We start from the raw sequence: 23,597 nt of genomic DNA, 5'->3' as shown, positions 1-23,597 counted from the left end.
TCAGCCTTCGCTCCATGCCTTGAGCAACGGCCCTTCGCCGCCGAAGAGCGGATCCTTGTCGGGCCGGCCGACCTTCGGGACGGTGCGCAGCGCCTCGGCGTGCTGCTCCGGGCTCCGGCACAAATCATAGGTGCCGAAGGGCGGATAGGCGCCGACCACCAGAAGATCGGCCGAGCCGGACAGGCGCTGATGGCCGGTGCCGGCCGGCAGCACCGCCACGTCGCCCGCCTTCACCTCCAGCACCTTGCCCTTGTCGCCGCCGAAGCGGACCTCGGCGACGCCGCGCGCGATGCCCAGCACCTCGTGAATGCGCGAGTGATAGTGGACGAAGCTGTAGATGCCATTGCGCCAGCTGTCGCCCCACCCATTGGCGCCGAAAATATCCTCGAGGACAGCAGCCGGATCGCCCTCGTCCGGCAGTTGCACGGCACCGGGATAGACGAGCATGGGCCAGCGCGGATGGTTGGGCACCAGCCCGTCATCGGCGAAGCGGAAGGCGAGCGGTTCCTGTTTGTCGACGGGTTGTGCCATCCTTGCGGTTTCCTGCATGGTCTTAATCGGACCTAACGGTTTCCCGCGGATTTTGCTCCGGCCAGTCTGAGGAGGTCACAATGGCTGCATTTCGTCTTTCGGCAATCGGCCTTCTTGCATCGGCATTTGCCTTCACCGCCGTCGCCGCCGACAACGCCAAGGCGGCGCCTGCGACCGCAATCGCGGCGCCTGCGCAGGATCTCCGCAAGCTCTGCCGCCAGGTGAAAAACGACGACACGGTCCGCCCCTATTCGCACGCGCTTCACGCCGGCACCGTCAAGGCGTTCAACAAGCTGTTTCCGCAGGCCAAGAGCGCGCCGCAGGAATCGGAGCTTACGACGCAAGCCAATTATCGCTGCATGAACGGCAAGCTGCTGGCCTGCTTCGTCGGCGCCAACCTGCCCTGCGCGAAGATGAACGCCGCGCGCGACAATCCCGGCGCGGACGAGTTCTGCCGGACCAACCCGAATGACGACGTCGTGCCGGCCTTCGCGACGGGACACGACGCCGTCTATGCCTACAAATGCGTGGGTGGCAAAGCGGTGATCACCGGCCAGCCATGGGCGCTCGACAAGCGCGGCTTCGCCGAAAAATTGTGGGCGGTGGTTCCAGAGCGCTGAGACGGTTCAGCGCCCGATCGGCGCCTAGAGCCGGATGATTTCAGGTCGAGTCGACCTGAAATCTGAATCCGGCTCTAAATCAAAGAGATAGAGCATGATGTCGTCCGAAAACCGCTCCACACTTTTCGGCATCATGCTCTAGACCTCGAGCATGACCTTGATGGCGCGGCGCTCGTCCATGGCGCGGTAGCCTTCGGCCACCTCGGCCAGCGGCAGCTTGAGGTCGAAGACCTTGCCTAGCTTGATGCGGCCTTGCAGCACGCGCTCCATGAGGTCGGGCAAGAAGCGGCGTACCGGCGCGGGGCCGCCGAGCATGCGCTTCTGGCCGAAGAAGAGTTTCTGGCCATCGAAGCTTACGCCATGCGGCACGCCGACATAGCCGATCGTGCCGCCGGGCCGCGAGCAGGCCAGCGCCTGCTCGAAGGATTCCGCCGTCCCGACGCATTCCAGCACCGAATCCGCACCCACCCCCTTGGTGAGCTCCTTGATGCGTGCAACGCCTTCCTCGCCGCGTTCGGCCACAATGTCGGTCGCGCCGAACTCGTGCGCGAGTTTCTGGCGGCTCGGGTGGCGGCTCATGGCGATGATGCGCGCGGCGCCCATCTCCTTGGCCGCAAGCACGCCCATCAGGCCGACGGCGCCGTCGCCGACGACCACGACCGTCGAGCCTTCGCGAACCTCGGCGGCATCGGCGGCGTACCATCCGGTGCCGAGAACGTCCGAGACGGCCAAAAGGTCAGGAATAAGCTCGACCGGCGGAACCTCGGACGTCGCCACCAGCGTTCCATCGGCCAGCGGCACGCGGGCGTAAGGCGCCTGGGCGCCGCTCATGAACTCACGCTGCTCGCAGGACGACTGGAAGCCGAAGCGGCAATGCGGGCAGGTGTTGTCGGAGAGGCAGAAGGAGCCGACGACGAACTGTCCTGGGCGAACCGTACGGACTTCGCTGCCCACCTCAACCACTATGCCGCAATACTCATGACCCATGTGCTGCGGCCCGTCGACCGGCTGCAGCCCCCGATAGGGCCAGAGATCCGAGCCGCAGATGCAGCTCGCCGACAGCTTGATGATGGCGTCGGTCGGGCGCAGGATTTTCGGGTCGGCGACGTCCTCGCAGCGGATGTCGCCGGGCTTGTGAAGAATGGTTGCGAGCATTTTCTTGCTTTCCTTTCGTCGATCGGGTCAGGCGCCGTAATCGGCGTCGCTGACATGTTCCAGCCAATCCACGACCTTGCCGTCCTTGACCTCCTGGAGGGCAATGTGGGTCATGGCGGTTTCGGGGGATGCGCCGTGCCAGTGCTTCTCGCCGCGCGCGAACCAGATGACGTCGCCCGGTCGGACCTCCTCGATCGGACCGCCCTCGCGCTGCACGCGGCCGAGGCCGGAGACGACGATCAGCGTCTGCCCCAGTGGATGCGTGTGCCAGGCGGTGCGGGCGCCGGGCTCAAAAGTCACCTGCGCGCCCTGCACCCGGGCGGCATCGAAGGGATTGAAGAGCGGATCGATCCGCACCGCGCCGGTGAACCAGTCGGAGGGGCCCTTGCCGGAAGGCCGAGAGCCTGCGCGAAGAATGTTCATGGTGATCTCCTTTGCGTCGTCAGATGCGTTCTATGTGAAGCGGGAACTCGCCGCGCACATGCAGCGCCTGCTCGCCCTCGTCGAAGCGAGCCTGATCAGCCCGGGATGGCGATAATCGGCGTAAAACATCGCCAGATTGCCCCAGGGCATGAAGTAGCTGAGGTCGTAAGGCTGCTCGTTGCCGAACGGACCGCTGCCCTCCTCGGTCAGCTTGCGCGGCAGATAAGCGATCTTCTCGTTGTGGGCGTAGTCGCTGACGATGAGATGGAGCGGCAGCATGGAAAAGAAATCCCGCGCCGAAGGGTTGTCGTAGAGCGTGGCCGACATGGCGCGGCCGTCGAAGGCCATCCTGATCCGCATACCGGTCGGCTGCTGGTTGGCCGGGTCCCTGCCCTGTCGGCTGTTGGCCGCTCCCGGCGGGACAATGGTTGCAAGCGCGGCATAAAGCAGCGTTCGTCGGCTGATCGGTCGTCGCTTCGTCAATAGTGACCCCCGCTTTTCGTCGCCGCGATGGCCAACAGCGCCGAGCCGAGAAGAAGGAATGCGCCGAGCGCGAAGGGGCTCCACCAACCGGCGCTGTCGAACAGCAGTCCGCCGGCGAACGCGCCGAAGGTGATGGCGAACTGGATCAGCGCGACCTGCAGCCCTCCGCCCGCTTCGAGATCGTTGGGGATCATTTTGGCCATCCAGGTATTCCAGGCGACGGGGATCGGCGTGGTGAACAGGCCCCAGACGACCAGTAGGGACGCGGTCGCGATAGCGAACGGGCCGAGTGCGATCAACGAAAGCGCAATGATCGCCAGGACCGTCGGCAGGCCGATCAGCACCGCGCCGAGATGCGTGCGAAGAACGAAGCCGACGAGCGACGTGCCGACCAGGCCCGCAAGTCCCAGCCCGAGCAGGACCATCGACAACGTGTTAACGTCGAGGCCGGTGACGCCTTCGAGGAACGGGCGCAGATAGGTAGCAAGCGCAAACTGCCCCATGAAGGCGAGCGTGGTGGCGGCCATGCCTATGGCGAACACACGATTGCCGAGCAGGCCAAACATTTTGCCGACCGACGCCTGCTCATCGGCGGGCAACCTGGGCAGGATGGCAAGCTGCCAGACGATCGCGACGAGGCCGATCGGGACGACGACGAAGAAGGCGCCGCGCCAGCCGATCAGGCCGCCGAGAAAGCTTCCGAGCGGCGCAGCGATCACCGAGGCGAAGGCCGTTCCGCCCTGCAGCATGGCGATCGCCCTGGGCAGGTCGGCGCCAGGCACGATGCGCGCCAGGATGGCGGTCGATAGAGACCAGAAGCCGCCGATCGAAACGCCGATCAGAGCCCGGCCGAGCATGAGGACGAGATAGTTTGGTGCAAAGGTGACCGCCAGGCCGGATACCACGAGGACGGCCGTGTAGAGGATAATGACGGTCCGCCGGTCCAGCCGCGACAGCAGCGCATTGCCGAACAGGCTGGTGAGGATCGCGAAGAAGCCGGAGACGGAGATCGCCTGGCCGGCCTGCCCCGCGGAGATGGCGAGCTCATTGGCGATAGGGGTGAGCAGGCTGACCGGCATGAACTCCGCGGCCACCAGCACGAAGGTGAGCAGAGACAGACACGCCACCGCTCCCCAGGCGCTCGGCTCTTTCACCAGTTGGGCTTTCGCCAATTGGCTGTCGTAGGTCGTATCCATGTGCCGCGGCTCGTCGTCGAGCCCTCCAGTCATTTCGCTGGCGGCTATATAAATCACCGGCACTATCCGGATTAGCCGTTGCAATCTGCATGGACTTATCCATTGTTGATATGAATTGACGAATGGTGGCCTTGAACCGCCGCGGCTTGAGCGAGCGGCTGAGCCAGGATGGTGCCCATGCAGCGCGAGGATCTGAAGGATTTGCTGTGGTTCCTGACGGTGGCCAGGGAGCGCAGCTTCACCAGGGCGGCGGCCGAGCTAGGCACGTCGCAATCGACGCTCAGCCATACCATCAAGCAATTGGAGGCACGGCTCGGCGTTCGGTTGCTCACCCGCACGACCCGCAGCGTGGCGCCGACGGAAGCGGGCGAGCGGCTCTACCAGTCGCTCGTCCCGCGGTTCGAAGGCATCGAGGCCGATCTTTCGAGCCTGGTGGCTTTCCGCGACAGGCCCGCGGGCACGGTGCGCATCACGCTGTCCGACCATGCGCTGCGGATGATCGTCTGGCCGAGGCTGCAGCCGATGCTGCGCGACTATCCCGACATGCGCGTCGAGCTCTACAGCGACAACGGCATGCGCAACATCGTCGAGGAGCGCTTCGACGCCGGCGTGCGGCTCGGCGAGAGCGTCGACAAGGACATGATCGCGGTGCGCATCGGCCCCGACTGGCGGCTGGTAGCCGTCGCTTCGCCGGATTATTTTTCGCGCCGCCCCACCCCGAGGACACCGCAGGACCTGGTCACGCATGACTGCATCTGCCTGCGGCAGACGACGTTCGGCGGGCTCTATGCCTGGGAGTTCGAGAAAAAGGGCCGCGAGCTCAGGGTCCGGGTGGAGGGCCAACTTACCTTCAACACGACCATCCCCATGGTCGATGCCGCGCTGAACGGATACGGCATAGCCTATGTCCCGGAAGACCTCGTTAGCCAGCATGTAGCCGAGGGCCGGCTGAGACTCGTGCTCGACGATTGGAGCCTGCCCTTCCCGGGCTACCACCTCTACTACCCAAGCCGGCGCCAGCTCTCGCCGGCGATGGCGGTGATCGTCGCGGCGCTTCGGCATCGAGGCTGATCTAAGCCTGCCGCAGCCACATTCAGCCCGCAGCAAACCGCCACGTGGGGCGCCACCCATTGATAGATTGCGTTCGGCTTCTAACTGAAGTATAGATGTCGTACGTAATCTAAATGGAGATCGACGATGCGCGTGAGCCGCATTCAGGCTGAGCAGAACCGGCAAACCGTGATCGATGTCGCAAGCCGGCTTTTTCGGGAGCACGGCTTTGACGGTATCGGCCTTAAGGACCTGATGAAGGGCGCCGGGCTGACGCAAGGCGCTTTCTACAAGCAGTTCGCATCAAAGGAGGACCTTGCGGCGCAAGCTTCCAGGCGTGCGATGGAGAGCGCTGCCGACAGATGGACGGCGGCGACTGCGGCGAATCCCGGCGATCCGCTTGGGGCGGTGATCGAGTTCTACCTCAGCATGGGCCATCGCGAGGAAAGGATGGACGGCTGCCCGGTCGCGGCGCTCGGGTCGGATGCGGCCCGACAGGGGACCGAGGTGAAAGCGTCGTTCGAAGTCGGCATCAAAGCATACCTTGAAGTGCTCGGTAGGATGATTGCCAGGACTGAGATCGAGGAGACCGGTGAAAAAGCCATGGCCGTCCTCTCGACGATGGTCGGTGCGGTGGTTCTCTCGCGCATCGTCAATGATCCCGACCTCGCGCAGGCCTTTCTGGATGCAGCGGCCGAACAGGTTCGCGACACCGTCAGCGTCTGACCGGCGCGGGCTGGCCACTCAGATCGATAGGAGAATAGATGCGACGGATTGTTGTCACGGGCATGGGCGCGGTCACGCCCCTTGCCGCGAATACCGAGACGTCGTGGTCGCGTCTCCTGGCCGGCCGCTCAGGCATCCGAAGGCTTCCTGAGGACATGGTGGAAGCCCTGCCGACAAAGATCGGCGGAACGGTTCTTTCCCTGGAGGAGGATCCCGAAGCCGGCCTCGATGCGAATGCCTTCCTGGCGCCGAAGGATCAGCGCAAGATCGATCGCTTCATCCTTTTCGCGCTGGCGGCGGCGGAAGAGGCGCTTGCCCAGGCGGGGTGGCAGCCGGCCTCGGAAAAGGATCGGCTTCGCACCGCGACGATCATTGCTTCAGGTATCGGAGGGTTCCCCGCCATAACCGAGGCGGTGCGGACCGTCGACCAGCGCGGCGTTCGGCGTCTTTCGCCGTTCACGGTTCCGTCTTTCCTGGTGAACCTCGCCGCCGGCCACGTCACGATCCGTTACGGCTTCAAGGGCCACATCGGCGCGCCGGTAACGGCGTGCGCCGCCGGTATCCAGGCGATCGGCGATGCGGCGCGCATCATCCGCGCCGATGAAGCCGACATCGCCGTGTGCGGCGGCACGGAAGCCTGCATGAACGTCGTCAGCCTGGGCGGCTTCGCGGCGGCGCGCTCGCTTTCAACCTCCTTCAATCACCGTCCCGATCAGGCCTCGCGTCCGTTCGACATGACGCGGGATGGTTTCGTCATGGGCGAAGGCGCCGGCATCCTGGTCATCGAGGAATTGAGCCATGCGCTGGCGCGCGGCGCGAAACCGCTCGCCGAGGTCGTCGGCTACGGCACGACGGCGGATGCCCATCACGTCACGTCCGGTCCCGAGGATGGGGATGGCGCGCGCCGCGCCATGGAAATCGCGATCGCCCAGGCCTGCATTTCAGCGCGCGAGATCCGCCATCTCAATGCGCACGCGACCTCCACGCCGGTGGGCGATCTGGGAGAAATCGAAGCGATCAAAACCGTCTTCGGCACGGATTTCTCCATAGCCGTCAGCGGAACGAAGTCGGCGACCGGACACCTGCTCGGAGCCGCCGGCGGAATTGGCGCCATCTTCACCATCCTGGCGCTGAGGGACCAAATGGCGCCGCCGACCCTCAATTTGAGCGCCCCCGATCCGGCCGGCGACGGAATAGACTTCGTCGCAAACCGGGCCCGGCCGATGGAGATGGACTACGCGATCGCCAACGGCTTCGGCTTCGGCGGCGTCAACGCCAGCGCGCTGTTCCGGCGCTGGGACGGACATGGCGTGAACGGGTCGAGCCGCTCGTGATTGACGCTCTTTGCTCCAGCCTTTCCTGCTTTTCCAGTCCAACCCAAAGAAAGTGATCTCCATGAATAGGACCAATCCTGGCGTCGCCATCGTCACAGGGGCATCCAGCGGCATCGGGCACGCAACGGCCAAGGCCCTGCAGAGCGCCGGCTTTCGCGTGTTCGGAACGAGCCGTCGCGCGGTCTCCAAGAAAACCGACGGCATTACCATGCTGACCTGCGACGTGACCGATGACGCGTCCGTGGCGAAGCTGGTCGATGAGGTGCTGGCCGATGCCGGGCGCATTGACGTGCTGGTCAACAATGCCGGCATCGGCCTGCTCGGCGGCGCGGAGGAATCCTCGACTGCACAGGCCCAGGCTCTGTTCGACGTGAACGTCTTCGGTGTCATCCGGATGATCAACGCGGTGCTGCCGATCATGCGACGTCAAGGAAAAGGCAGGATCGTCAACTTGAGCTCAGTGCAGGGGTTCATCCCCGCCCCCTATTTCGCGCTTTATTCGTCGACCAAACATGCCGTTGAGGGCTATTCCGAATCGCTTGATCACGAAGTGCGGCCGTTCGGAATTCGCGTCGCATTGGTCGAGCCGGCCTATACCCGGACTTTGTTCGAAGACAATCTGGCCAGGCCGGACCAGGTGCTCGATGTCTATGACGCCGCGCGCGCCGGCATGACCACAGCCGTGCGGAAGGCAATGGAAAAAGGCGATACACCCGAAGTGGTGGCCAACACCGTTTTGGCGGCTGCGACCGATCCCGCTCCGAAGCGGCGCTATGCGGCGGGAAAGACAGCGCGCCAAGTCAGTTTCCTGCGCCGTTTCGTCCCCGCATCCGCATTCGACAAGAGCCTGCGAAAGCAGCTCGGGCTGCCGGCCTGACAACGGAGCCTTTCACCCCAGCCACCCTGCCTCCAGATCAAAGCGCCGGCAGCAATTAGCTGTTCGTCACTGACCGCATATAAGCGTTCTCTATTGCAATCCCCGGAAGAAAAAAGGTTGATTAGAATCTCTGGGGGAAACGAAATCGTGAATAGAGGCGTGGTGCGGCTTCTTCCGAAGCCCAAGATTTCAATGTTCATTTGCGGATGCGGGCATATGGGTCAACTTTGCTCGCCCGGATACTGGCTGCGCATCCGAGCGCCCGCGCCTGCCATAAAATGAGCAACACCTTCAGCATGGATTGGGCGCGCACAACGGGCCGGTAACCAGCAGCCAGCGCCGAGAACTGGTGGCGGGCCCGATTGATCCGCGAATTCGCAACTGCCGGCTGCCGCGGCCGATCGCATAGAAGTCCAGGAAATTCGACCAATGCCGATTCGGCCAACGCCGGGAACGCGCATCGCAGGCCAAACTCGACGATCGCCCGATAAAGACGCTTGACTCACCCTCCCGCTTACGGACAAGTTGCGTTGTCAGACATCTTACATACGAGAGGGAGGTTTCGTGAGGAGATTTATCGCTTGTTTCGCGCTGGCTGCCGGCGCGCTCGCATTTGCGTCGGCAGCGTGGGCGGGAGAAACCCTGGATCGCGTCACAACCAAGAAGGCCATGGTGGTCGCGACCAACAGCGGCTGGCCACCGCAGAGCTTTCTCGACGAGAGCAACCAGTTGGTCGGCTTCGACATCGACGTCTCGAAAGAGATCGCCAAGCGCCTCGGCGTCGAAGTCAGCTTCGAGACGCCCGATTGGGCGACTATGACCGGCGGCCACTGGCAGGGCCGCTATGATCTTGGCGTCGGCTCGGTGACGCCGACCAAGGCCCGGGCCAGGGTGATCGATTTCGCCGGCATCTATTATTACAGCCCTTATGTCTATGTGGTCCACAAGGACAGCAAGGCAAAATCGGTGAATGATCTGAACGGCAAGGTGATCGGCGTCGAGACCGCCACCACTTCGGAAGATTTCATCCGCCGCCAATTGGAGATCGACGCTCCCGGCCTTCCGCCAATCGAATACAAGCTGCAGCCTGGCGAAATCCGGACTTTCGCCGATTCCATGCTGCCCTTCGACGATCTGAGACTTGGGGACGGCGTGCGGCTCGACGCGGTCATCGCGCCCGAGCAGACCGCTCAAAACGCCATCAAGAACGGTTATCCGCTGCGCATCGTCGAGGGCGACTACGCCTTCCGCGAGCCGCTGGTGGTGATCGCCGACAAGGGCGATGCCGAGTGGACCACCAAGATCGGCGGCATCATCGACCAGTTGAAGAAAGACGGCACCCTCGCCACGCTGACCACCAAGTGGTACGGCAAGAATTACAGCGCCGATTGACGCTCATCGCGGGCGGCCCCTCAAGGCCGCCTGCTTCCGTCAGAACCTATCATGACTTATCCCGATACCTATTATCGCCGTACACTTGCCGACGAGAAGGTCAGACCACCGCTCGCGGGTCCGGCCGAATGCGACACGGTCATTGTCGGCGGCGGACTGGCCGGTCTGACGACGGCGCTGCAGCTGGCGCGCGCCGGGCAGCAGGTCGTGCTGCTCGAAGCCGAGAGCATCGGCTTCGGCGCCTCGGGCCGCAACGGCGGCTTCGTCAGCCCCGGCTTCGCGACCGGCAGCGACAAGATCGCCGCGATGGCCGGCGCGGCGGCGGCACGAGAGCTGCATCGGCTGTCGATCGAAGGCGTCGATTTCGTGCGGCAGACGATCAAGGATCTCGACATCACGGCAGCGAAGCCCCGCCCCGGAATCATGGGCGTGCTACGCCATGACGGCGGCGCCGAACTGAAGGCTCATGCAGAGAAACTGGCGCGGGATTTTGACTATCCGCTCGAATATCTCGAGCGCGACCAGGTGCGCGCTGTGCTGCGTTCCGAGCGCTACTACCAAGGCCTACGCGATGGCAACGCCTTCCACATGCATCCGCTGAACTATCTGCGCGCCATCGGGGCGGAGATCGAGCGGCTGGGCGGCAGGATTCACGAGGGCTCCAGCGCGATCGAGGCTAAACTCGATGGCCCGCACAAGACCCTACGCACCGCAATCGGCGAAGTACGCGCGCGGCAAGCGGTGTTTGCCACCGGCGGCTATACAGGACCGCTGGTCGGTCGGCTGAAGCAGGCCATGTTGCCCATCGCGACCTATGTGATGCTGAGCGAGGAAGCCGCCGATCTCATCGCCGGCGCTATCGCGACGACGGATGCCGTCGGCGACAACCGCCGGGCCGGCGACTACTACCGCGTCGTGGAGGATGGAAAGCGGCTGCTCTGGGGCGGGCGCATCACTACGCGGGCCGCTTCACCGACGGCGCTGGCCAGGGAATTGCGCCGGGAGATGGTTGGAACCTACCCTCAGCTCGCTGCGCTCAAGACCGAACTCGCTTGGTCGGGGCTGATGGCCTACGCCCGCCACCTGATGCCCCAGATCGGGCAGTTGCAGCCAGGCGCCTGGTATCTCACCGCGTTTGGCGGGCACGGCATCAACACGACGGCCATAGCCGGCAAGGTGGTCGCCGAGGCGGTACTCGGCCAATCGGACCGCCACCTTCTGTTCACGCCGTTCGGACTGGCCTGGGCAGGCGGACCGGCGGGGCTTGCCGCGGCGCAACTCACCTATTGGAAGCTGCAGGCGCAAGATTGGTGGCGCGAACGCCCCCGCTAACCAGAAGGGATATCGACAGGTGATCGGCAGACTGCTGCTCAACTATCCGGACGCCACGCGCCGCATCGGCGTGTGCCTGGCGCTCGCCGCTTTCGCCGCGGGCCTCTACGGTCTCGGCATCAAGGCAGACTGGATCGGCAAGCTGATCCCGAGCTCGATCGAATGGCTTGCGGCCAATCCCGTGGTGGCGCGAGCCGTCTCGGCGGTGCTGATCGCGCTGATCGTGGCCGCCAACTGGAAGGCGCTGCAGCAACTCGGGCGCAAGCAGCAGATCGTGGCGGTATGGATCGAGCTGTTCGTGCTGCTGATGCTGTTCTTCTATTCCTTTGACCTGTCCTTTTCTTTCATCGCCCGGAAGATCGGTTTCCTGATCTCGCAGGGCGTGGTGACCACGCTCTACATCTCCGCCATTTCGATCGCCATCGCGACGGTCATTGCCTTCATCGGCGCCATAGCCAAGCTCTCCAAGAACGGCATCGTCTATGGCCTGGCCACGTTCTACACCTCGCTGTTTCGCGGTTTGCCGCTGCTGATGCAGATCTACATCATCTATCTCGGCCTGCCGCAGGTCGGTTATGTGATCGGGGCCGTGCCCGCCGGGATCATGGCGCTGTCGCTTTGCTACGGCGCCTATATGACCGAGATTTTCCGGGCCGGCATCGAAAGCATTCCGCGCGGCCAGACGGAGGGAGCTACCGCACTTGGGCTCAGCCCCAACCAGACGATGTTCCTGGTGATCCTGCCGCAGGCGATGCGCGTCATCGTGCCGCCGACGGGCAATCAGTTCATCGCGATGCTGAAGGATTCCTCCCTGGTCTCGGTGGTCGGGGTCTGGGAGATCATGTATCTGGCGCGCACGCAGGGCCAGACCGAGTTCCGGCATATCGAGATGCTGATCACCGCCTCGATGATCTATTGGATTTTGTCCATGGGGCTCGAATTCCTGCAGTCCCGTATCGAGGAACGGTTCGGCCGCTCGCTCAAACGCTGAGCTTCAATGGGGCATCCCCTCCTGGGGAAAGCCGCCGAGATGGCAGCAGGCCACAGCGGCATGATCGCGGCCGCTTTCGAGGCATCGCAAGAGCGGCTTTCTCGCCAGCCACGCATGCAGGAAACCGGCGATGAAACTGTCGCCGGCGCCGGTCGTGTCGACGACTTGGACCGGGCGGATGCCGGTCTGGGCGCGCTCGTGGGCCGTCAGCGCCATCGACCCCTCGGCACCGCGCATGACGACGGCGCAGCCTGCGCCGCGCGACAGGAGATCCGCGGCCATCGCTTCGGCCGCGTCGCGATGTTGGCCGGTCGAGCAGAAAACTATGCTCAGACCCGCCACACCGAGATCGGCGGGATCGGCGTTGACCGAGATATCCTGCGAGACGCTGACGCCTGCCCGCGACAGGCGCCTGCGTAAAGCGCCGCCGTCATCCAGCCAGCCCATATGGACGTGATCCATCGTCCCCAGGATCGCCAGTTCGGCCTGGTTCGGCGCATAACCGGCGCAGGCGCCGAAATCCTCGGCGGCAATCAAACGCTCGCCCGACGGCAAGACTTTGATGTCGGTCCAGGCGGTGTTGCGCTGGTCTACGCGCAGGTGCTTGACCGCCACCCGATTGGCTTCGAGCACAGCGCGGGTGCGTTCGCCCTCGGCGTCGCGGCCGACCGCGCCGAAATAGAAGCTGTTATGGCCAAGCCACGCGAGCTGGACGGCAACGTTGAGCGCGTTGCCGCCGACCAGCGAGCGGCCGATCGGCGCTCCGAGGCGGTCGATGCAGTTGTCACCGACGGCGGCAAATCGAAGGCTGCTCATATCCTGCGCTGCACGATCAAGCTGACGCCGAGAGCTAAGCTCAATAGGCAACGCGCTTATAGTAGCGGCGCGTCGTCAGCGGGTGGTTACGGATCACCTCGAGATGCGCGCTGACCCGTTCGAGGGCGGTCGCGAGCACTATCGGCGAAACCAGCGCGCGCACATCCGGCGAAATGCCGGGCAATTCAAAATCGGCGGTGTCGAGCACCGTCAACTTGTCCGTATAGGTAGGGGTGAATTTCTCGACGCGATCGGCCAGCGGCCGCGCGCTGTCCTCGCCCTTGAGGAGCACCACGCTGACATCTTTGTCTACCAGCTCCAGGGTGCCATGGAAAAAGTCTGAAGCATGCACGGGGCGGGTCCGGATCCACTGCATCTCCTCCAGGATGCACATGCCGTAATACCAGGCCTGCGGCCAGACATTCCCGGCGCCGGTTATGATGTGATAGTCGGTGGCGGCCAGTTTTTGCGCGAAGCCGGCGGCTTCCTGTTCATAGCTCTGCTTCACCTCCAGCAACAGTCGCGGCAACTGCTCCAGTTCGGCGAAAATCCGTTCGGATTCGGCGAGCTCGCCGCGATGCTTCAGCGCTGCAAGCGCGATGAAGAGCGACTGGAGATAGAAGGACTCGCAGGACGTGTCGTCCTCGGCGAAGTTGACGAAGACATGGTCCCCGCCCTTGCCGAGCGGCGTCTCCTCATGTCCGACCAGCGTGATCACCGTCGCCCCGACGTCCTTGATCCGGGACAGCAGTGCCACGCTTTCCTTCGTGGTGCCGGAGAGCGAGGGCAACACGACGATCGATTTGTCGGTCAGGTGCACGGATTGGACAAGCTGCAGCTCGGCGGTGATGTCGACGAAGGCCGGAAAGCCAGATCGGCGCTGCAGCAATTGCGCCGCCGGATGCATCAGGATCGCTGCACCGCCGGTGCCGAGAAAGAAGATGTTTTGCGCCTCGGCGGCGAGGCACTGCGCCACAACGGCCTCAATGCGCTCGCGCAAGGCCACCGCCCCCGATTGGATGCGCATAAACCGGGCTTCATCGAAATTGAGCATCGTTCCCTCGATCAATTCAGTTGTAAGACAACTGACATCTGTGGGAGCGCATTTCAAGAGAAATTTTGCGGATAGGTTCCCATACGTTGCCTATACGACATGCGATCGCCACGGCATGCCTCCGCTTGACCTGAGCGCGATTGTCCGACAACAAAAGGAGAGTTGGCACAATGGGGAAGAGGGACTTGGACGAGCCGCTTCGGGACGCGCGCACATTGGCGGTTCAGCTGCGCGACCGCATGGCCGACCTCATCAGGACCGAAGGGCTCAAGCCCGGCGACCGGCTGCCAACGGAATCCCAGCTGACGCAGCGCTTCCGCATCTCGCGCCCTGCCCTGCGCGAAGCGCTGAAGCTTCTCGAACAGGACGGCATCATCTCCGTCACTCATGGTCTCGGCCGCTTTGTGACCGCGAACTCCGCCGTCCAGGTCGACCGTCCAATCACGGTGTTCGAAAGCGTGACCGACATGTCGCGCCACTATGGCTACAACACCGTCAACAAGGTTCTTTCCATCAACGAGGAAACGCCCGATCCATTGATCCAGCAGCAATTGCGGTTAGCGGACGGAGAGCGCGTCATCCGGCTTGAACGGCTGCGGCTGCACAATGATCTGCCCCTCATTTATTCGCTCGACTACGTACCACGCAGCCTTTTGCCGGGGCGCCTTTTCGACATCGAATGGAGCGGCTCGCTGCTCGCCCTGCTGGAAAAGCACCGCCATCAGCCGCGTATGTCGGCCGCCTCCGTTGCAGCCGTAACGCTGCCCGACGAAATCGTGCAGCGCAACGACTTACGCGACTTCGGGCCAGCCCTGCTCATTACGGAAACCTGTTTCGATGGGACCGGAACCCCGGTCGTCCATGCCGCCGTCTATCACCGCGGCAGCCATTTCACCTTCAGCTTCGCACGAAAGTGAAAGCTCAAATGGTGGCGATGACCAGTGTCAGGTGCCATGCAGATATCGCGGGCCGTGACTAGCGCGGGAGCAGTCGGGAGACCTTGAGCCGCGGCGCGAAGAAGCAGCGCAGATAGGGCTGGTTGGTTATGACGTAATGGTTCTCGCAGATATGGTATCGGCCGTCCGGCGATTCCTGCACGCGGTCTCGCGGGATGTTGAAGCCATCGGGAAGATAGACATAGCCGCCGTCGGCCCCGGATTGCACGGCAGACTCGGGGATGGGGCGGCAATCCGTGCCGCCGCAACATTTGAAGTTGGTTACCGGGTCGACCTTGTTTTCGTACCAGTCATGAGCATCGGCGCCTGTCGCGGCGACAATCCACATGGCTGTGACGATGACCCTTCGCATGGCGTTCCTCGACGGTGCGGAGGCGCTGCTCATTCGAGCATCATCTATATTAGCGTTCCGCTGGAAACGCCATTGGCCGGCGAAAGTGTGGAAGGCGGCGCCCGGCCTTTTGGGTGGCAATAGGTGAAGCCGGAACCTTCCAATCAAGGTCCGGCTCTACCGCTCACACCAGCCGCTGTCCGCCGTCGATGTGGATGGTCTCGCCGGTCATGAACTCGTTCTGCATGAGATAGAGATAGGCCGGCGCGATATCGGCGGGCCTGGCGATCTTTCCAGCCGGCAGTCGGGCGCCCATCTGCTCGAAATAGCCTGATTTGGCGGTGCCGACGATCTCGTCCCACATTTCGGTGTCCACCCAACCAGGCGAGACGATGTTGACGCGGGTTGGCGCAAGTTCCAGCGCCAGCGCCCGGGCGAAATAGGTGAAGGAGCCGGCGACCGCCGAAACGACCGAGCCGCCGGGGACCGGCGGGCGGTCCTTGTTGATGCCGGAGGTGAAGATCATCGAGCCAGCCTTGTTCAGCGTGCGCACGGCGTGCTTGGCTAGCATCACCGCGCCGATCAGCTTGCCGTCGACAAATCGGCGCACGAAATCCATATCGGTCTCGCCGATCGGATGATTGGGCGGCGGCGTGCCGGCCGTCGCCACCAGATGATCGAAAGCGCCGGCCTGCTCGAACAAGCCGGACACCTCGGCCTCATTGGCCATGTCGGCGGCGATGCCCGTCACGCGCCCTGCCCCGCCGAGCCGCTTTTCGGCGGCCTTCAGCTTTTCGGCCGAACGGCCGGCGATCACCACCTCCGCGCCGCTTTCAAGCGCCGCTGCCGCGACGCCGAAACCGATGCCGGAGCTGCCGCCGACGACAATGATCTTCTTTCCATTGAGCGATGTCATGGGGAGACTGGTCATGGGGGTCTTCTCCGTCCTTCCAATGATGGGTTCAAAATCAGGCGCGGCCGGCGTGGGCTGCTTCGATATCGGCGAGGATGATCTTCTTCATCGAATACATCGCCTGACGCGCCCGGTCGGCCTTGGCGCGGTCGGGGTCGTCCATCAGGCGCAGCGCCGGTTCGGGAATGACCTGCCAATAGACGCCAAACTTGTCCTTCAGCCAGCCGCAGGGCTGCTCCGAGCCGCCGCCGGCGGTCAGCGCGTTCCAAAAATAATCGGTTTCGGCCTGGTCCTTGGTTTCGATGTAGAGCGAAATCCGCTCATTGAAGGGCGGCACTCCGCCGGCGTTGAGCGCGGTAAAGCGCTGGCCTTCGAGCTCGAAATCGAAGATCGCATGCGGCTTGTCGGTGAACTCGATGGTCCGCAGCGCGCGGCTGTTGCTGAAGACCGAGAGATAGAAATCTCGCGCGGCTTCGGCATCGAGGTTGAACCAGAGGAAGGGATGAACGGTCGCCATGATGTCCTCGCAGGTTTGATCTTGAGTGAGTATTGATCACAAATTCTGTGAGGATTTTTGATTGGAAAAGGCTCGACGGACAAACCAAAATTTGGCAAGTATTTGTTACCATAACTCACAAATGGCTTTGTCGTCATGGCCCGCAGACTGCCGCCGCTCAACGCCTTGCCGGCCTTCGAGGCCGCTGCACGGCATTTGAATTTTTCGCGGGCCGCCGACGAGCTCAACCTCACCCATGGCGCGATCAGCCGCGCGGTGAAGCATCTCGAGGACCAGCTTGGTGTGCAGCTCTTCGAGCGGGCAACGCGCTCAGTGCGGCTCACCCCCGTCGGGGAGCCCTATGCGGTTGCCGTGCGCGAGGCGCTCGACCAGCTCGCGCTGGCGACGCAAACCGCGACCTCGCGTCATTCCGGCTCGACGCTCAACGTCAGCACCTCGGACGGCTTCGCCGGAAAATGGCTGGTGCCGAGGCTCTACCGCTTTCATCGCGCGCATAGCGATATCGACGTGCGCGTCTCGACCACCGGGCGACTGACCAATTTCCGCGGCGACGGCATCGACGTCGCCATCCGCTACGGCGCCGGCCACTATCACGGGCTGACGTCGGAATTTCTCACCGGCGAGGAAGTCTTTCCGGTCTGCAGCCCGAAGCTTCTGGAAGGGCCGTATCCGCTCAAGCACCCGCAGGACCTCAAGCACCACACGCTGATCCGCGACGGATACCGCATCGACTGGGCCGCGTGGCTGGCCAGCGCCGGCGTCGAAGGCGTCGACCCGAACAGCGGGCTCACTTTCGATTCAGCCACTTTCGCGGTGGAATCGGCCGTGCAGGGCGAAGGCGTGGTGCTCGGCCGGACCATGCTCGTCTCGGCCGACCTCGCCACCGGCAGGTTGGTCCGGCCCTTCGACCATGCGCTGAAGGCGGTCTCCAGTTTCTATCTGGTCTACCCGCCGGAAGCGATCCGCCAGCGCAAGGTGAAGGCGTTTCGCGATTGGCTGTTTTCCGAGATCGAGCCGGGCTGAAGCAAAGGCTTGCCGAAATCCCCAGCCTTGCGAAGACGCGCCGATTGCGCGATGCTGCGCAACCATGACTGGCGAGTATCTGGACCACAAATTGGAATGCCCGTTTTGCGGCACCATCCGTTTGCAAATTCCGGCCGATGCTCAACCCGAAACGGCGATCCATTGCGCCGAGTGCGGTAAATATCTCGGCTCATGGGATGAGCTTCAAACCGATTTCGAGCTCCAGGGCGGCACGGACGGCGTGTTCCGGCTGGATAAGGGCCGTATCCAGAAGCTTAATTCCAGCCGATAATTAGCCGCTGCTGACGCAGCCGTTCGGGCTCAGACGCGCCCAACAGGGCAACCGACGGCATGGGCGGGGGGTGTTGGGGAGCCGCCGGTTACCAGGACGAGGAGCCATGGAATAAGAAAATGCGCAGGCCCTGATACCATAATGCCAGTTCTCTGCGTTCATGGGAACTGGTTTCCAGCTTAAAATTCAAACGTATATGGGAGAAAGCGCACCCTCGTGATGATCTTCGTGCGGCTCCTCGCGACAGGAACCACATCGGCCGTGCCGCGTCATAGAGACAGGCTCTTGCCGCGATCCTGGAGTGACGTCGATGATCAGGCTGCTTGTTATCGCTGGATTGGCGCTGGCGCTCGCGTGCGGCGGGACGCTGGCAGCCAAGCTCGACCTCGCCGCTGTCAACCAGGCGCAATTCAGCGAGGGCGAGCCGAAGGGCGTCGATCCGATGGTGCTCAGAGCGCAGATCCTTCTCGATCGCGCCCGCTTCTCCCCCGGCCTGATCGACGGTCGCCTTTCCGACAATTTCTCCAAGGCCGTCGCGGCCTTCCAGGCGGCCAACGGACTGCCCTCCGACGGCAAGCTCACCCGCGAGACCTGGGACAAGCTCGCGGCGACTTTCGCCGGGCCGGTGCTGATAAACTACGAGGTCACGGCCAAGGATGTGCGCGGGCCGTTCACCAGGCGCATCCCCGCCCGCATGGAGCGGATGGCGCATCTGAAGCGGCTCGGCTATCGCAGCGCGCGGGAAAAACTGGCGGAGCGCTTCCATGTCAGCGAACAGTTGCTGAGGCTGCTCAATCCCAAAGCCGGTTTCAGGAAGGCCGACACCACGTTGGTGGTGCCCGATGTCGGCCGTGGCGATCCTCCCGCGGCCGTCGCGAGCGTCGAGGTCGACAAGGGCGCCCGCCAGGTGCGCGCGCTCGATGCTTCGGGCAAAGCGCTCGCGGTCTATCCTGCCTCGATCGGCAGTGAGGAAAAGCCGGCGCCGAGCGGCATGGCCGAGGTCAAGCGCGTGGTGCACAATCCGACCTATCGCTACAATCCGAAATTCGGCTTCAAGGGCGTCAAGAGCAAGCGGCCCTTCACCATCGCCAAGGGGCCGAACAATCCGGTCGGATCGGTGTGGATCGATCTCTCGATCGAGAGCTACGGCATTCACGGCACGCCTGACCCAGGCAAGATCGGCACCACCTTCTCGCATGGCTGCATCCGGCTGACCAACTGGGACGCCGAGGACCTCGCCGCCATGGTCAAGCCGGGCACCAAAGTCGACTTCAAGGACGAGACGGCGCAGGACGGGCAAGTGCAGTGAGATGCCGGCAGGTCGCGATCCGCCGAGCCGCACCGCTGCATAAGCCCAATTTATCGTCATCCTCAGTTTTTCAGAACGTTACACCGCCTTGCCTCGCCTGTAGCTTCGACGGCGCGGTTTGGAGAATGGTCCGGATTTGGTGGTTCGATGCAAGCACATGCGCGGGTGGTGATCGTCGGCGGCGGATGCGTCGGCGCGGGTATTCTTTATGGCCTGGCCAAGCGCGGCTGGACGGATGTCGCGCTGCTCGAGCGCACGCAGCTTACAGCCGGCTCGACCTGGCATGCGGCGGGGCTGATTCCGTCCTATTCCCGCAACATCAATGTTGGGCGGATGATCAAAAAGACGATCGAAATCTATGAGGGCCTCGAAGCGGAGACCGGGCAGCCGGTCGGCTGGCACAAATGCGGACAGTTGCGCATCGCCAATTCGAGAGACCGGCTCGACGAGTTCAAGAGCTATATGAGCGTCGCCGAGGTGCAGGGTATGCGGGCGCAATTGCTTACCCCCGACGAGGCGCGCAAGCTCTGGCCGCTGCTCGACAACAAGGACATGCTGGGCGCGCTCTACCATCCCGATGACGGCCATATCGCGCCGGCCGACGTGACGCATGCCATGGCCAAGGGCGCGCGGGATCTCGGCGCAAAAGTCTATCTCAACACCGAGGTCACAGGCTTCAAGCGGACCGCTTCCGGCGAATGGCTGGTCGAGACCAACCAGGGCGACATCACCTGCGAGCATGTGATTTGCGCCACCGGCAATTACGCGCGCCAGACCGGCGCGCTGCTTGGCTTGGAGATCCCGGCGATCCCCATCCTGCACCAGTACTGGATCACCGAAGCGGTGCCGGAAGTGGTGGAGCGCAAGCGCGCTGGCCGGCCCGAAATGCCGATCCTGCGCGACGAAGGTTTCGAGGGCTATCTACGCGAGGAAGGCGACGGGCTGATGTTCGGTCCCTATGAGCGCACCGAAAACCTGAAGCTGTTCGCCGAGGACGGCGTTCCCGACTGGTTCGGCGCCGACCTGCTGGAAGAGGATTTCGAGGCGGTGTCGTGGAACTGGGAGCAGGCGCTGCAGCTGGTGCCTGCGCTCGGGCGCGTCGGCATCAAGGCCAATGTGCGTGGCCCGTTCCAGATGACGCCGGACGAGCTGCCCTTGATGGGGCAGGCCTGGGGCCTGCCCAACGTCTGGCTGGCCGAAGGCGTGCCGGGCGGCATCTTGTGGGGTGGCACGATCGGCTACTATTTGTCGGAGCGGATCGTCGAAGGCGGCAACAGTATCGACACATCCGACCTCGACCCGCGCCGCTTCGGCGACTACGCCAACAAGGAATGGACGCGCGAGAAGGTGCGAGAGGCGTGGGGCACGCATGCCGAGCAGAAATACCCGGGACAGGACATGCCCGCCGCGCGGCCGCAGAAGACCGCGCCCTCCTATGACCGGCTGACGGAACTGGGAGCGGTTTGGGGCGTGCTCAATGGCTGGGAGATGCCCAACTGGTTCGCGCGCGACGGAGTCAAGGCCAAGGACCAATATAGCTGGCGCTGGACGCCCAAGGGAAACCTCGTCGGCGAGGAAGTGCAGGCGGTACGCAACGCCGTCGGGTTGGTCGAGATGACGCCGATGACCAAGTTCGAGGTGTCAGGTCCCAGCGCGGCCGCCTGGCTGGACCGGATCATCGCCAACCGCCTGCCGGCCGTCGGCAAGGTGACGCTGGCGCATCAGCTGACCGCAACCGGCGGCGTGCAGGCGGAATATATGGCGGCGCGGCTTGGCGAGGACCTGTTCTACCTGATCTCGACGCCGCGCGCCGAACGCTGGAACTTCGACGATCTTTCCAAACTGCTTCCCGCCGACGGCAGCGTATTCTTGAAGAACGTCACCAACGACCGCGGCTGCTTTACCGTCGTCGGACCCAAGGCGCGCGAGGTGCTGCAGCCGCTGACCGAGATCGACCTTTCCAACGAAAATTTTCCGTGGTTCGGCGTCAAGACCGGCAGCGTCGCCTTGGCAAGCGACGTGCGGCTGCTGCGGGTGAACTATGAGGGCGAGCTCGGCTGGGAACTCTATCACCCCCTGCCCTACCAGCGGCGATTGCTCGACGCGATCCTCAAGGAAGGCGAGAAGCACGGCATGCGGCTGGTCGGGCTGCACGCGCTGGAGTCGCTCAGGCTCGAGAAATCCTATCGCGCCATGCATCGCGACATGAACCCGGAGCTCAACGCGCTGGAGAGCGGGCTGGAGCGCTTCATCCGCCTCGACAAGGGCGACTTCGTCGGCCGTGACGCGGTTCTGAAATACAAGGAGCGCAACGACCAGCGCCGATCCGTGACGCTCAGGATCGACACCGACGGCGCCAGCACGCTTGCCAATGAAGGACTCTACAGCGACGGCGCGCTGATCGGGCGCATCACGTCGGGCGGCTACGGCTACGCGCTCGGGCATGACGTGGCGCTGGCGCTGCTGCCCGAGCGGTTTTCGAAACCCGGCACCAAGCTCGACGTCGCGATCCTGGGCGACTGGAAGGTCGCCGAGGTGATCGCGGATTCGCCTTACGATCCGACCTCGGCCAGGGCGCGGATGTAATAGGCAGGGCCTGCAAAGGCCCCGTTGCCGACGTGTCCTTCGGAGGGAAGCCCGTATGCGTATCGATCGGATCAACGTCTATTCGGCGCAATTGCCGGTCAAAGGCGGCGTCTACCGCATGGCCAGCGCCGATGTGGAGGCGCTGGACTCGACGCTGGTCGAGATCGTTACCGATGACGGTTTTGCCGGATGGGGCGAGACCTGTCCGATCGGCCCGGTCTACCAGCCGCATCATGCGCTGGGCGCCCGCGCCGCGATCGCCGAAATCGCCCCGGGGCTGATCGGTTCGGAGATCGCCTCGATCAGACTTCTGGCCAAGCAGATGGACGAGCGGCTCAACGGCCACGGTTATGCCAAGGCCGCTTTCGACATAGCGTTCCTCGACCTGCTCGGCCAAAAACTCGGCGTGCCGGTCTCGACGCTGCTGGGCGGCGCGCTGACCGACCGCGTGCCGGCCTATTATTCGCTGATCGTCGGCCCGCCGGAGGAGACGGCGAGGATCGCCGCCGACAAGGTGAGCGCCGGTTACCCGCGCCTGCAGGTGAAGATCGGCGGGCGCAATCTCGAAGAAGACGTCGCCGTCGTCCACAAGGTCTGGGAAGCGGTCGGCTACAAGGCTCGGCTAGCGGTCGACGGCAACCGGGGCCTGACGGTGGCCGCAGCGATCCATCTTGACCGGCTCTGCCAGCAAATTCCCTTCGTCTTCGAGCAGCCCTGCAACACGATGGACGAGATCGCGACGCTGAAAGGCCGCATGACACATCCGGTTTATCTCGACGAAAGCACCGAGGATCAGAACGCTGTGCTGCGGGCGATCTCGCTGGGCATCGCCGATGGCTTCGGCTTCAAAGTGACACGTCTGGGTGGCCTGACGAAGATGACGACCGTGCGCGACCTTTGCGCCATCCGCTCGCTGCCGCACAGTTGCGACGACGCCTGGGGCGGCGACATCATCGCGGCGGCCTGTGTGCATCTGGCCGCGACCGTCGAGCCGCGCCGCATGGAGGGCGCCTGGATCGCCCAGGAATACATCAAGGGGCATTTCGACCAGAAGCAGCCGGTGATCATCAAGCAAGGGCACATCGCCGTGCCGCAGGGGCCGGGGCTGGGCGTGAAGCCGGAGCCCGGCATGTTCGGCAAAGCGGTGGCGATATACGGACGGTAACACTAGGCGCAAATCTGCGCGGTGGAGGCCGAAATTGTGCCGGCGATCACTTCGTGAACGACGCGGATCGTTCCGCCCTGTCCTGCGTTCTTGTGACACGCAAGGAGGAACGGCGATGGACGACGATCGGACCGAAAAGATCAGGCAGCGTGCCTATGAGATCTTTCAGCGCGAGGGCGGCATCCTGGGCAATCATGAACGGCACTGGCATCAGGCGGAGATGGAGATCGACCGCGAGGCCGCCCTGCCGCTGACGGCAGGCGATGCGCTGCCAGAAACGCGCGAGATCGACAGCGCCGATGTGCTGACGGTGGAGGCGCTTGCCATGCGCACCGGCATTTCGGGCGACGAGGCGCAAGAGCTGCTCGACAGGCTGGGCAACGACCGCGCTGCGATCGAGCAAGCGGCGCGCGATCTGCAGGCACGCAAGCGCGGTGTCGATTAGTGGCACTGCACTGAGATTTTGACCGGTCGGCTCTGTTTGCGTTGGCAGGTGGCACGCGTTGGAGATTGGCCGAAAACGCC

The 23,597-nt window shown here is 63.7% G+C and carries 24 protein-coding genes and 1 pseudogene; 15 read left to right on the top strand and 10 right to left on the bottom strand.

What is annotated here, in order from left to right:
* Positions 1-531: a cupin gene (locus FJ425_RS24660; protein WP_140631894.1), complete on the bottom strand. Its 531-nt coding sequence runs from the start codon at positions 529-531 to the stop codon at positions 1-3.
* Between the two features lie 80 nt (positions 532-611).
* Here FJ425_RS24660 and FJ425_RS24655 point away from each other — a divergent pair, with 80 nt between their 5' ends.
* Positions 612-1,151 (top strand): hypothetical protein, encoded by a 540-nt coding sequence (locus FJ425_RS24655; protein WP_140631897.1) that lies wholly within the window; start codon positions 612-614, stop codon positions 1,149-1,151.
* A gap of 138 nt (positions 1,152-1,289) precedes the next feature.
* Here the strand turns inward: FJ425_RS24655 and FJ425_RS24650 are convergent, their stop codons facing one another.
* From FJ425_RS24650 to FJ425_RS24640, 4 genes and pseudogenes are all read right to left on the bottom strand, one after another.
* Entirely contained in the window at positions 1,290-2,306 is a 1,017-nt protein-coding gene (locus tag FJ425_RS24650; RefSeq protein WP_140631899.1) for a zinc-dependent alcohol dehydrogenase family protein, read from the bottom strand.
* 27 nt (positions 2,307-2,333) lie between these two features.
* Positions 2,334-2,729, bottom strand: a complete 396-nt coding sequence (locus FJ425_RS24645) for a cupin domain-containing protein (RefSeq protein WP_140631902.1) — start codon at positions 2,727-2,729, stop codon at positions 2,334-2,336.
* A 19-nt stretch (positions 2,730-2,748) separates the two neighbouring features.
* A pseudogene (locus FJ425_RS31705) lies at positions 2,749-3,179 on the bottom strand (cyclophilin-like fold protein).
* Positions 3,180-3,208: 29 nt separating this feature from the next.
* Positions 3,209-4,408 (bottom strand): MFS transporter, encoded by a 1,200-nt coding sequence (locus FJ425_RS24640; protein ID WP_140632075.1) that lies wholly within the window; start codon positions 4,406-4,408, stop codon positions 3,209-3,211.
* Between the two features lie 177 nt (positions 4,409-4,585).
* Here FJ425_RS24640 and FJ425_RS24635 point away from each other — a divergent pair, with 177 nt between their 5' ends.
* From FJ425_RS24635 to FJ425_RS24605, 7 genes are all read left to right on the top strand, one after another.
* Positions 4,586-5,479, top strand: a complete 894-nt coding sequence (locus tag FJ425_RS24635; RefSeq protein WP_140631905.1) for a LysR family transcriptional regulator — start codon at positions 4,586-4,588, stop codon at positions 5,477-5,479.
* Positions 5,480-5,605: 126 nt separating this feature from the next.
* On the top strand, positions 5,606-6,184 hold the full coding sequence (locus FJ425_RS24630; RefSeq protein ID WP_140631908.1) for a TetR/AcrR family transcriptional regulator: 579 nt from the start codon (positions 5,606-5,608) through the stop codon (positions 6,182-6,184).
* 38 nt (positions 6,185-6,222) lie between these two features.
* Entirely contained in the window at positions 6,223-7,518 is a 1,296-nt protein-coding gene (fabF, locus tag FJ425_RS24625; protein ID WP_140631911.1) for a beta-ketoacyl-ACP synthase II, read from the top strand.
* 61 nt (positions 7,519-7,579) lie between these two features.
* Positions 7,580-8,395 carry an oxidoreductase gene (locus FJ425_RS24620; protein WP_140631914.1) on the top strand — a complete coding sequence of 272 codons (816 nt, stop codon included), beginning with the start codon at positions 7,580-7,582 and terminating at the stop codon, positions 8,393-8,395.
* Positions 8,396-8,959: 564 nt separating this feature from the next.
* Positions 8,960-9,787: a transporter substrate-binding domain-containing protein gene (locus tag FJ425_RS24615; RefSeq protein WP_140726674.1), complete on the top strand. Its 828-nt coding sequence runs from the start codon at positions 8,960-8,962 to the stop codon at positions 9,785-9,787.
* A gap of 51 nt (positions 9,788-9,838) precedes the next feature.
* Positions 9,839-11,119 carry an FAD-binding oxidoreductase gene (locus tag FJ425_RS24610; protein WP_140726671.1) on the top strand — a complete coding sequence of 427 codons (1,281 nt, stop codon included), beginning with the start codon at positions 9,839-9,841 and terminating at the stop codon, positions 11,117-11,119.
* Between the two features lie 19 nt (positions 11,120-11,138).
* Positions 11,139-12,110: an amino acid ABC transporter permease gene (locus FJ425_RS24605; protein ID WP_140726668.1), complete on the top strand. Its 972-nt coding sequence runs from the start codon at positions 11,139-11,141 to the stop codon at positions 12,108-12,110.
* A gap of 3 nt (positions 12,111-12,113) precedes the next feature.
* On the opposite strand, the gene FJ425_RS24600 is transcribed toward FJ425_RS24605, so the two are convergent.
* Both FJ425_RS24600 and FJ425_RS24595 read right to left on the bottom strand, forming a co-directional pair.
* On the bottom strand, positions 12,114-12,926 hold the full coding sequence (locus tag FJ425_RS24600) for a PfkB family carbohydrate kinase (RefSeq protein WP_140726665.1): 813 nt from the start codon (positions 12,924-12,926) through the stop codon (positions 12,114-12,116).
* A 40-nt stretch (positions 12,927-12,966) separates the two neighbouring features.
* Complete coding sequence (locus FJ425_RS24595; RefSeq protein ID WP_140726663.1) at positions 12,967-13,980, bottom strand: SIS domain-containing protein; 1,014 nt, start codon at positions 13,978-13,980, stop codon at positions 12,967-12,969.
* A gap of 185 nt (positions 13,981-14,165) precedes the next feature.
* Here FJ425_RS24595 and FJ425_RS24590 point away from each other — a divergent pair, with 185 nt between their 5' ends.
* The gene (locus tag FJ425_RS24590; RefSeq protein WP_140631931.1) at positions 14,166-14,897 is read left to right on the top strand and encodes a GntR family transcriptional regulator; all 732 of its coding nucleotides are present in this window, start codon (positions 14,166-14,168) and stop codon (positions 14,895-14,897) included.
* A 58-nt stretch (positions 14,898-14,955) separates the two neighbouring features.
* Here FJ425_RS24590 and FJ425_RS24585 read toward each other — a convergent pair whose 3' ends face one another.
* The 3 genes from FJ425_RS24585 to FJ425_RS24575 form a co-directional block, all read right to left on the bottom strand.
* On the bottom strand, positions 14,956-15,321 hold the full coding sequence (locus tag FJ425_RS24585; RefSeq protein WP_140541729.1) for a hypothetical protein: 366 nt from the start codon (positions 15,319-15,321) through the stop codon (positions 14,956-14,958).
* Between the two features lie 130 nt (positions 15,322-15,451).
* Positions 15,452-16,198 (bottom strand): SDR family oxidoreductase, encoded by a 747-nt coding sequence (locus tag FJ425_RS24580; RefSeq protein WP_140631937.1) that lies wholly within the window; start codon positions 16,196-16,198, stop codon positions 15,452-15,454.
* Between the two features lie 37 nt (positions 16,199-16,235).
* Positions 16,236-16,697, bottom strand: coding sequence for a VOC family protein (locus FJ425_RS24575; protein ID WP_140631939.1), 462 nt, complete (start codon positions 16,695-16,697; stop codon positions 16,236-16,238).
* Between the two features lie 135 nt (positions 16,698-16,832).
* Between FJ425_RS24575 and FJ425_RS24570 the strand changes: the two genes are divergently transcribed.
* From FJ425_RS24570 to FJ425_RS24545, 6 genes are all read left to right on the top strand, one after another.
* Positions 16,833-17,720 (top strand): transcriptional regulator GcvA, encoded by an 888-nt coding sequence (locus FJ425_RS24570; RefSeq protein ID WP_140631942.1) that lies wholly within the window; start codon positions 16,833-16,835, stop codon positions 17,718-17,720.
* Positions 17,721-17,784: 64 nt separating this feature from the next.
* Positions 17,785-18,012 (top strand): hypothetical protein, encoded by a 228-nt coding sequence (locus FJ425_RS24565; protein WP_140631945.1) that lies wholly within the window; start codon positions 17,785-17,787, stop codon positions 18,010-18,012.
* 310 nt (positions 18,013-18,322) lie between these two features.
* A complete protein-coding gene (locus tag FJ425_RS24560; RefSeq protein ID WP_140631948.1) occupies positions 18,323-19,321 on the top strand; it encodes a L,D-transpeptidase in 999 nt (332 codons plus the stop codon).
* A 147-nt stretch (positions 19,322-19,468) separates the two neighbouring features.
* The gene (locus tag FJ425_RS24555) at positions 19,469-21,907 is read left to right on the top strand and encodes an FAD-dependent oxidoreductase (RefSeq protein WP_140631951.1); all 2,439 of its coding nucleotides are present in this window, start codon (positions 19,469-19,471) and stop codon (positions 21,905-21,907) included.
* A gap of 55 nt (positions 21,908-21,962) precedes the next feature.
* On the top strand, positions 21,963-23,072 hold the full coding sequence (locus tag FJ425_RS24550; protein ID WP_140631953.1) for a mandelate racemase/muconate lactonizing enzyme family protein: 1,110 nt from the start codon (positions 21,963-21,965) through the stop codon (positions 23,070-23,072).
* 115 nt (positions 23,073-23,187) lie between these two features.
* Positions 23,188-23,517, top strand: coding sequence for a DUF2934 domain-containing protein (locus tag FJ425_RS24545; RefSeq protein WP_140541736.1), 330 nt, complete (start codon positions 23,188-23,190; stop codon positions 23,515-23,517).
* Positions 23,518-23,597 lie beyond the last annotated feature (80 nt).

The sequence above is a fragment of the Mesorhizobium sp. B2-7-2 genome (genome assembly GCF_006440775.1).
In the GTDB taxonomy this organism is placed as follows: Bacteria; Pseudomonadota; Alphaproteobacteria; order Rhizobiales; family Rhizobiaceae; genus Mesorhizobium.
The sequence above is the reverse complement of the archived record's forward strand: the minus strand, read 5'-3'. Positions and strand labels throughout refer to the sequence as shown.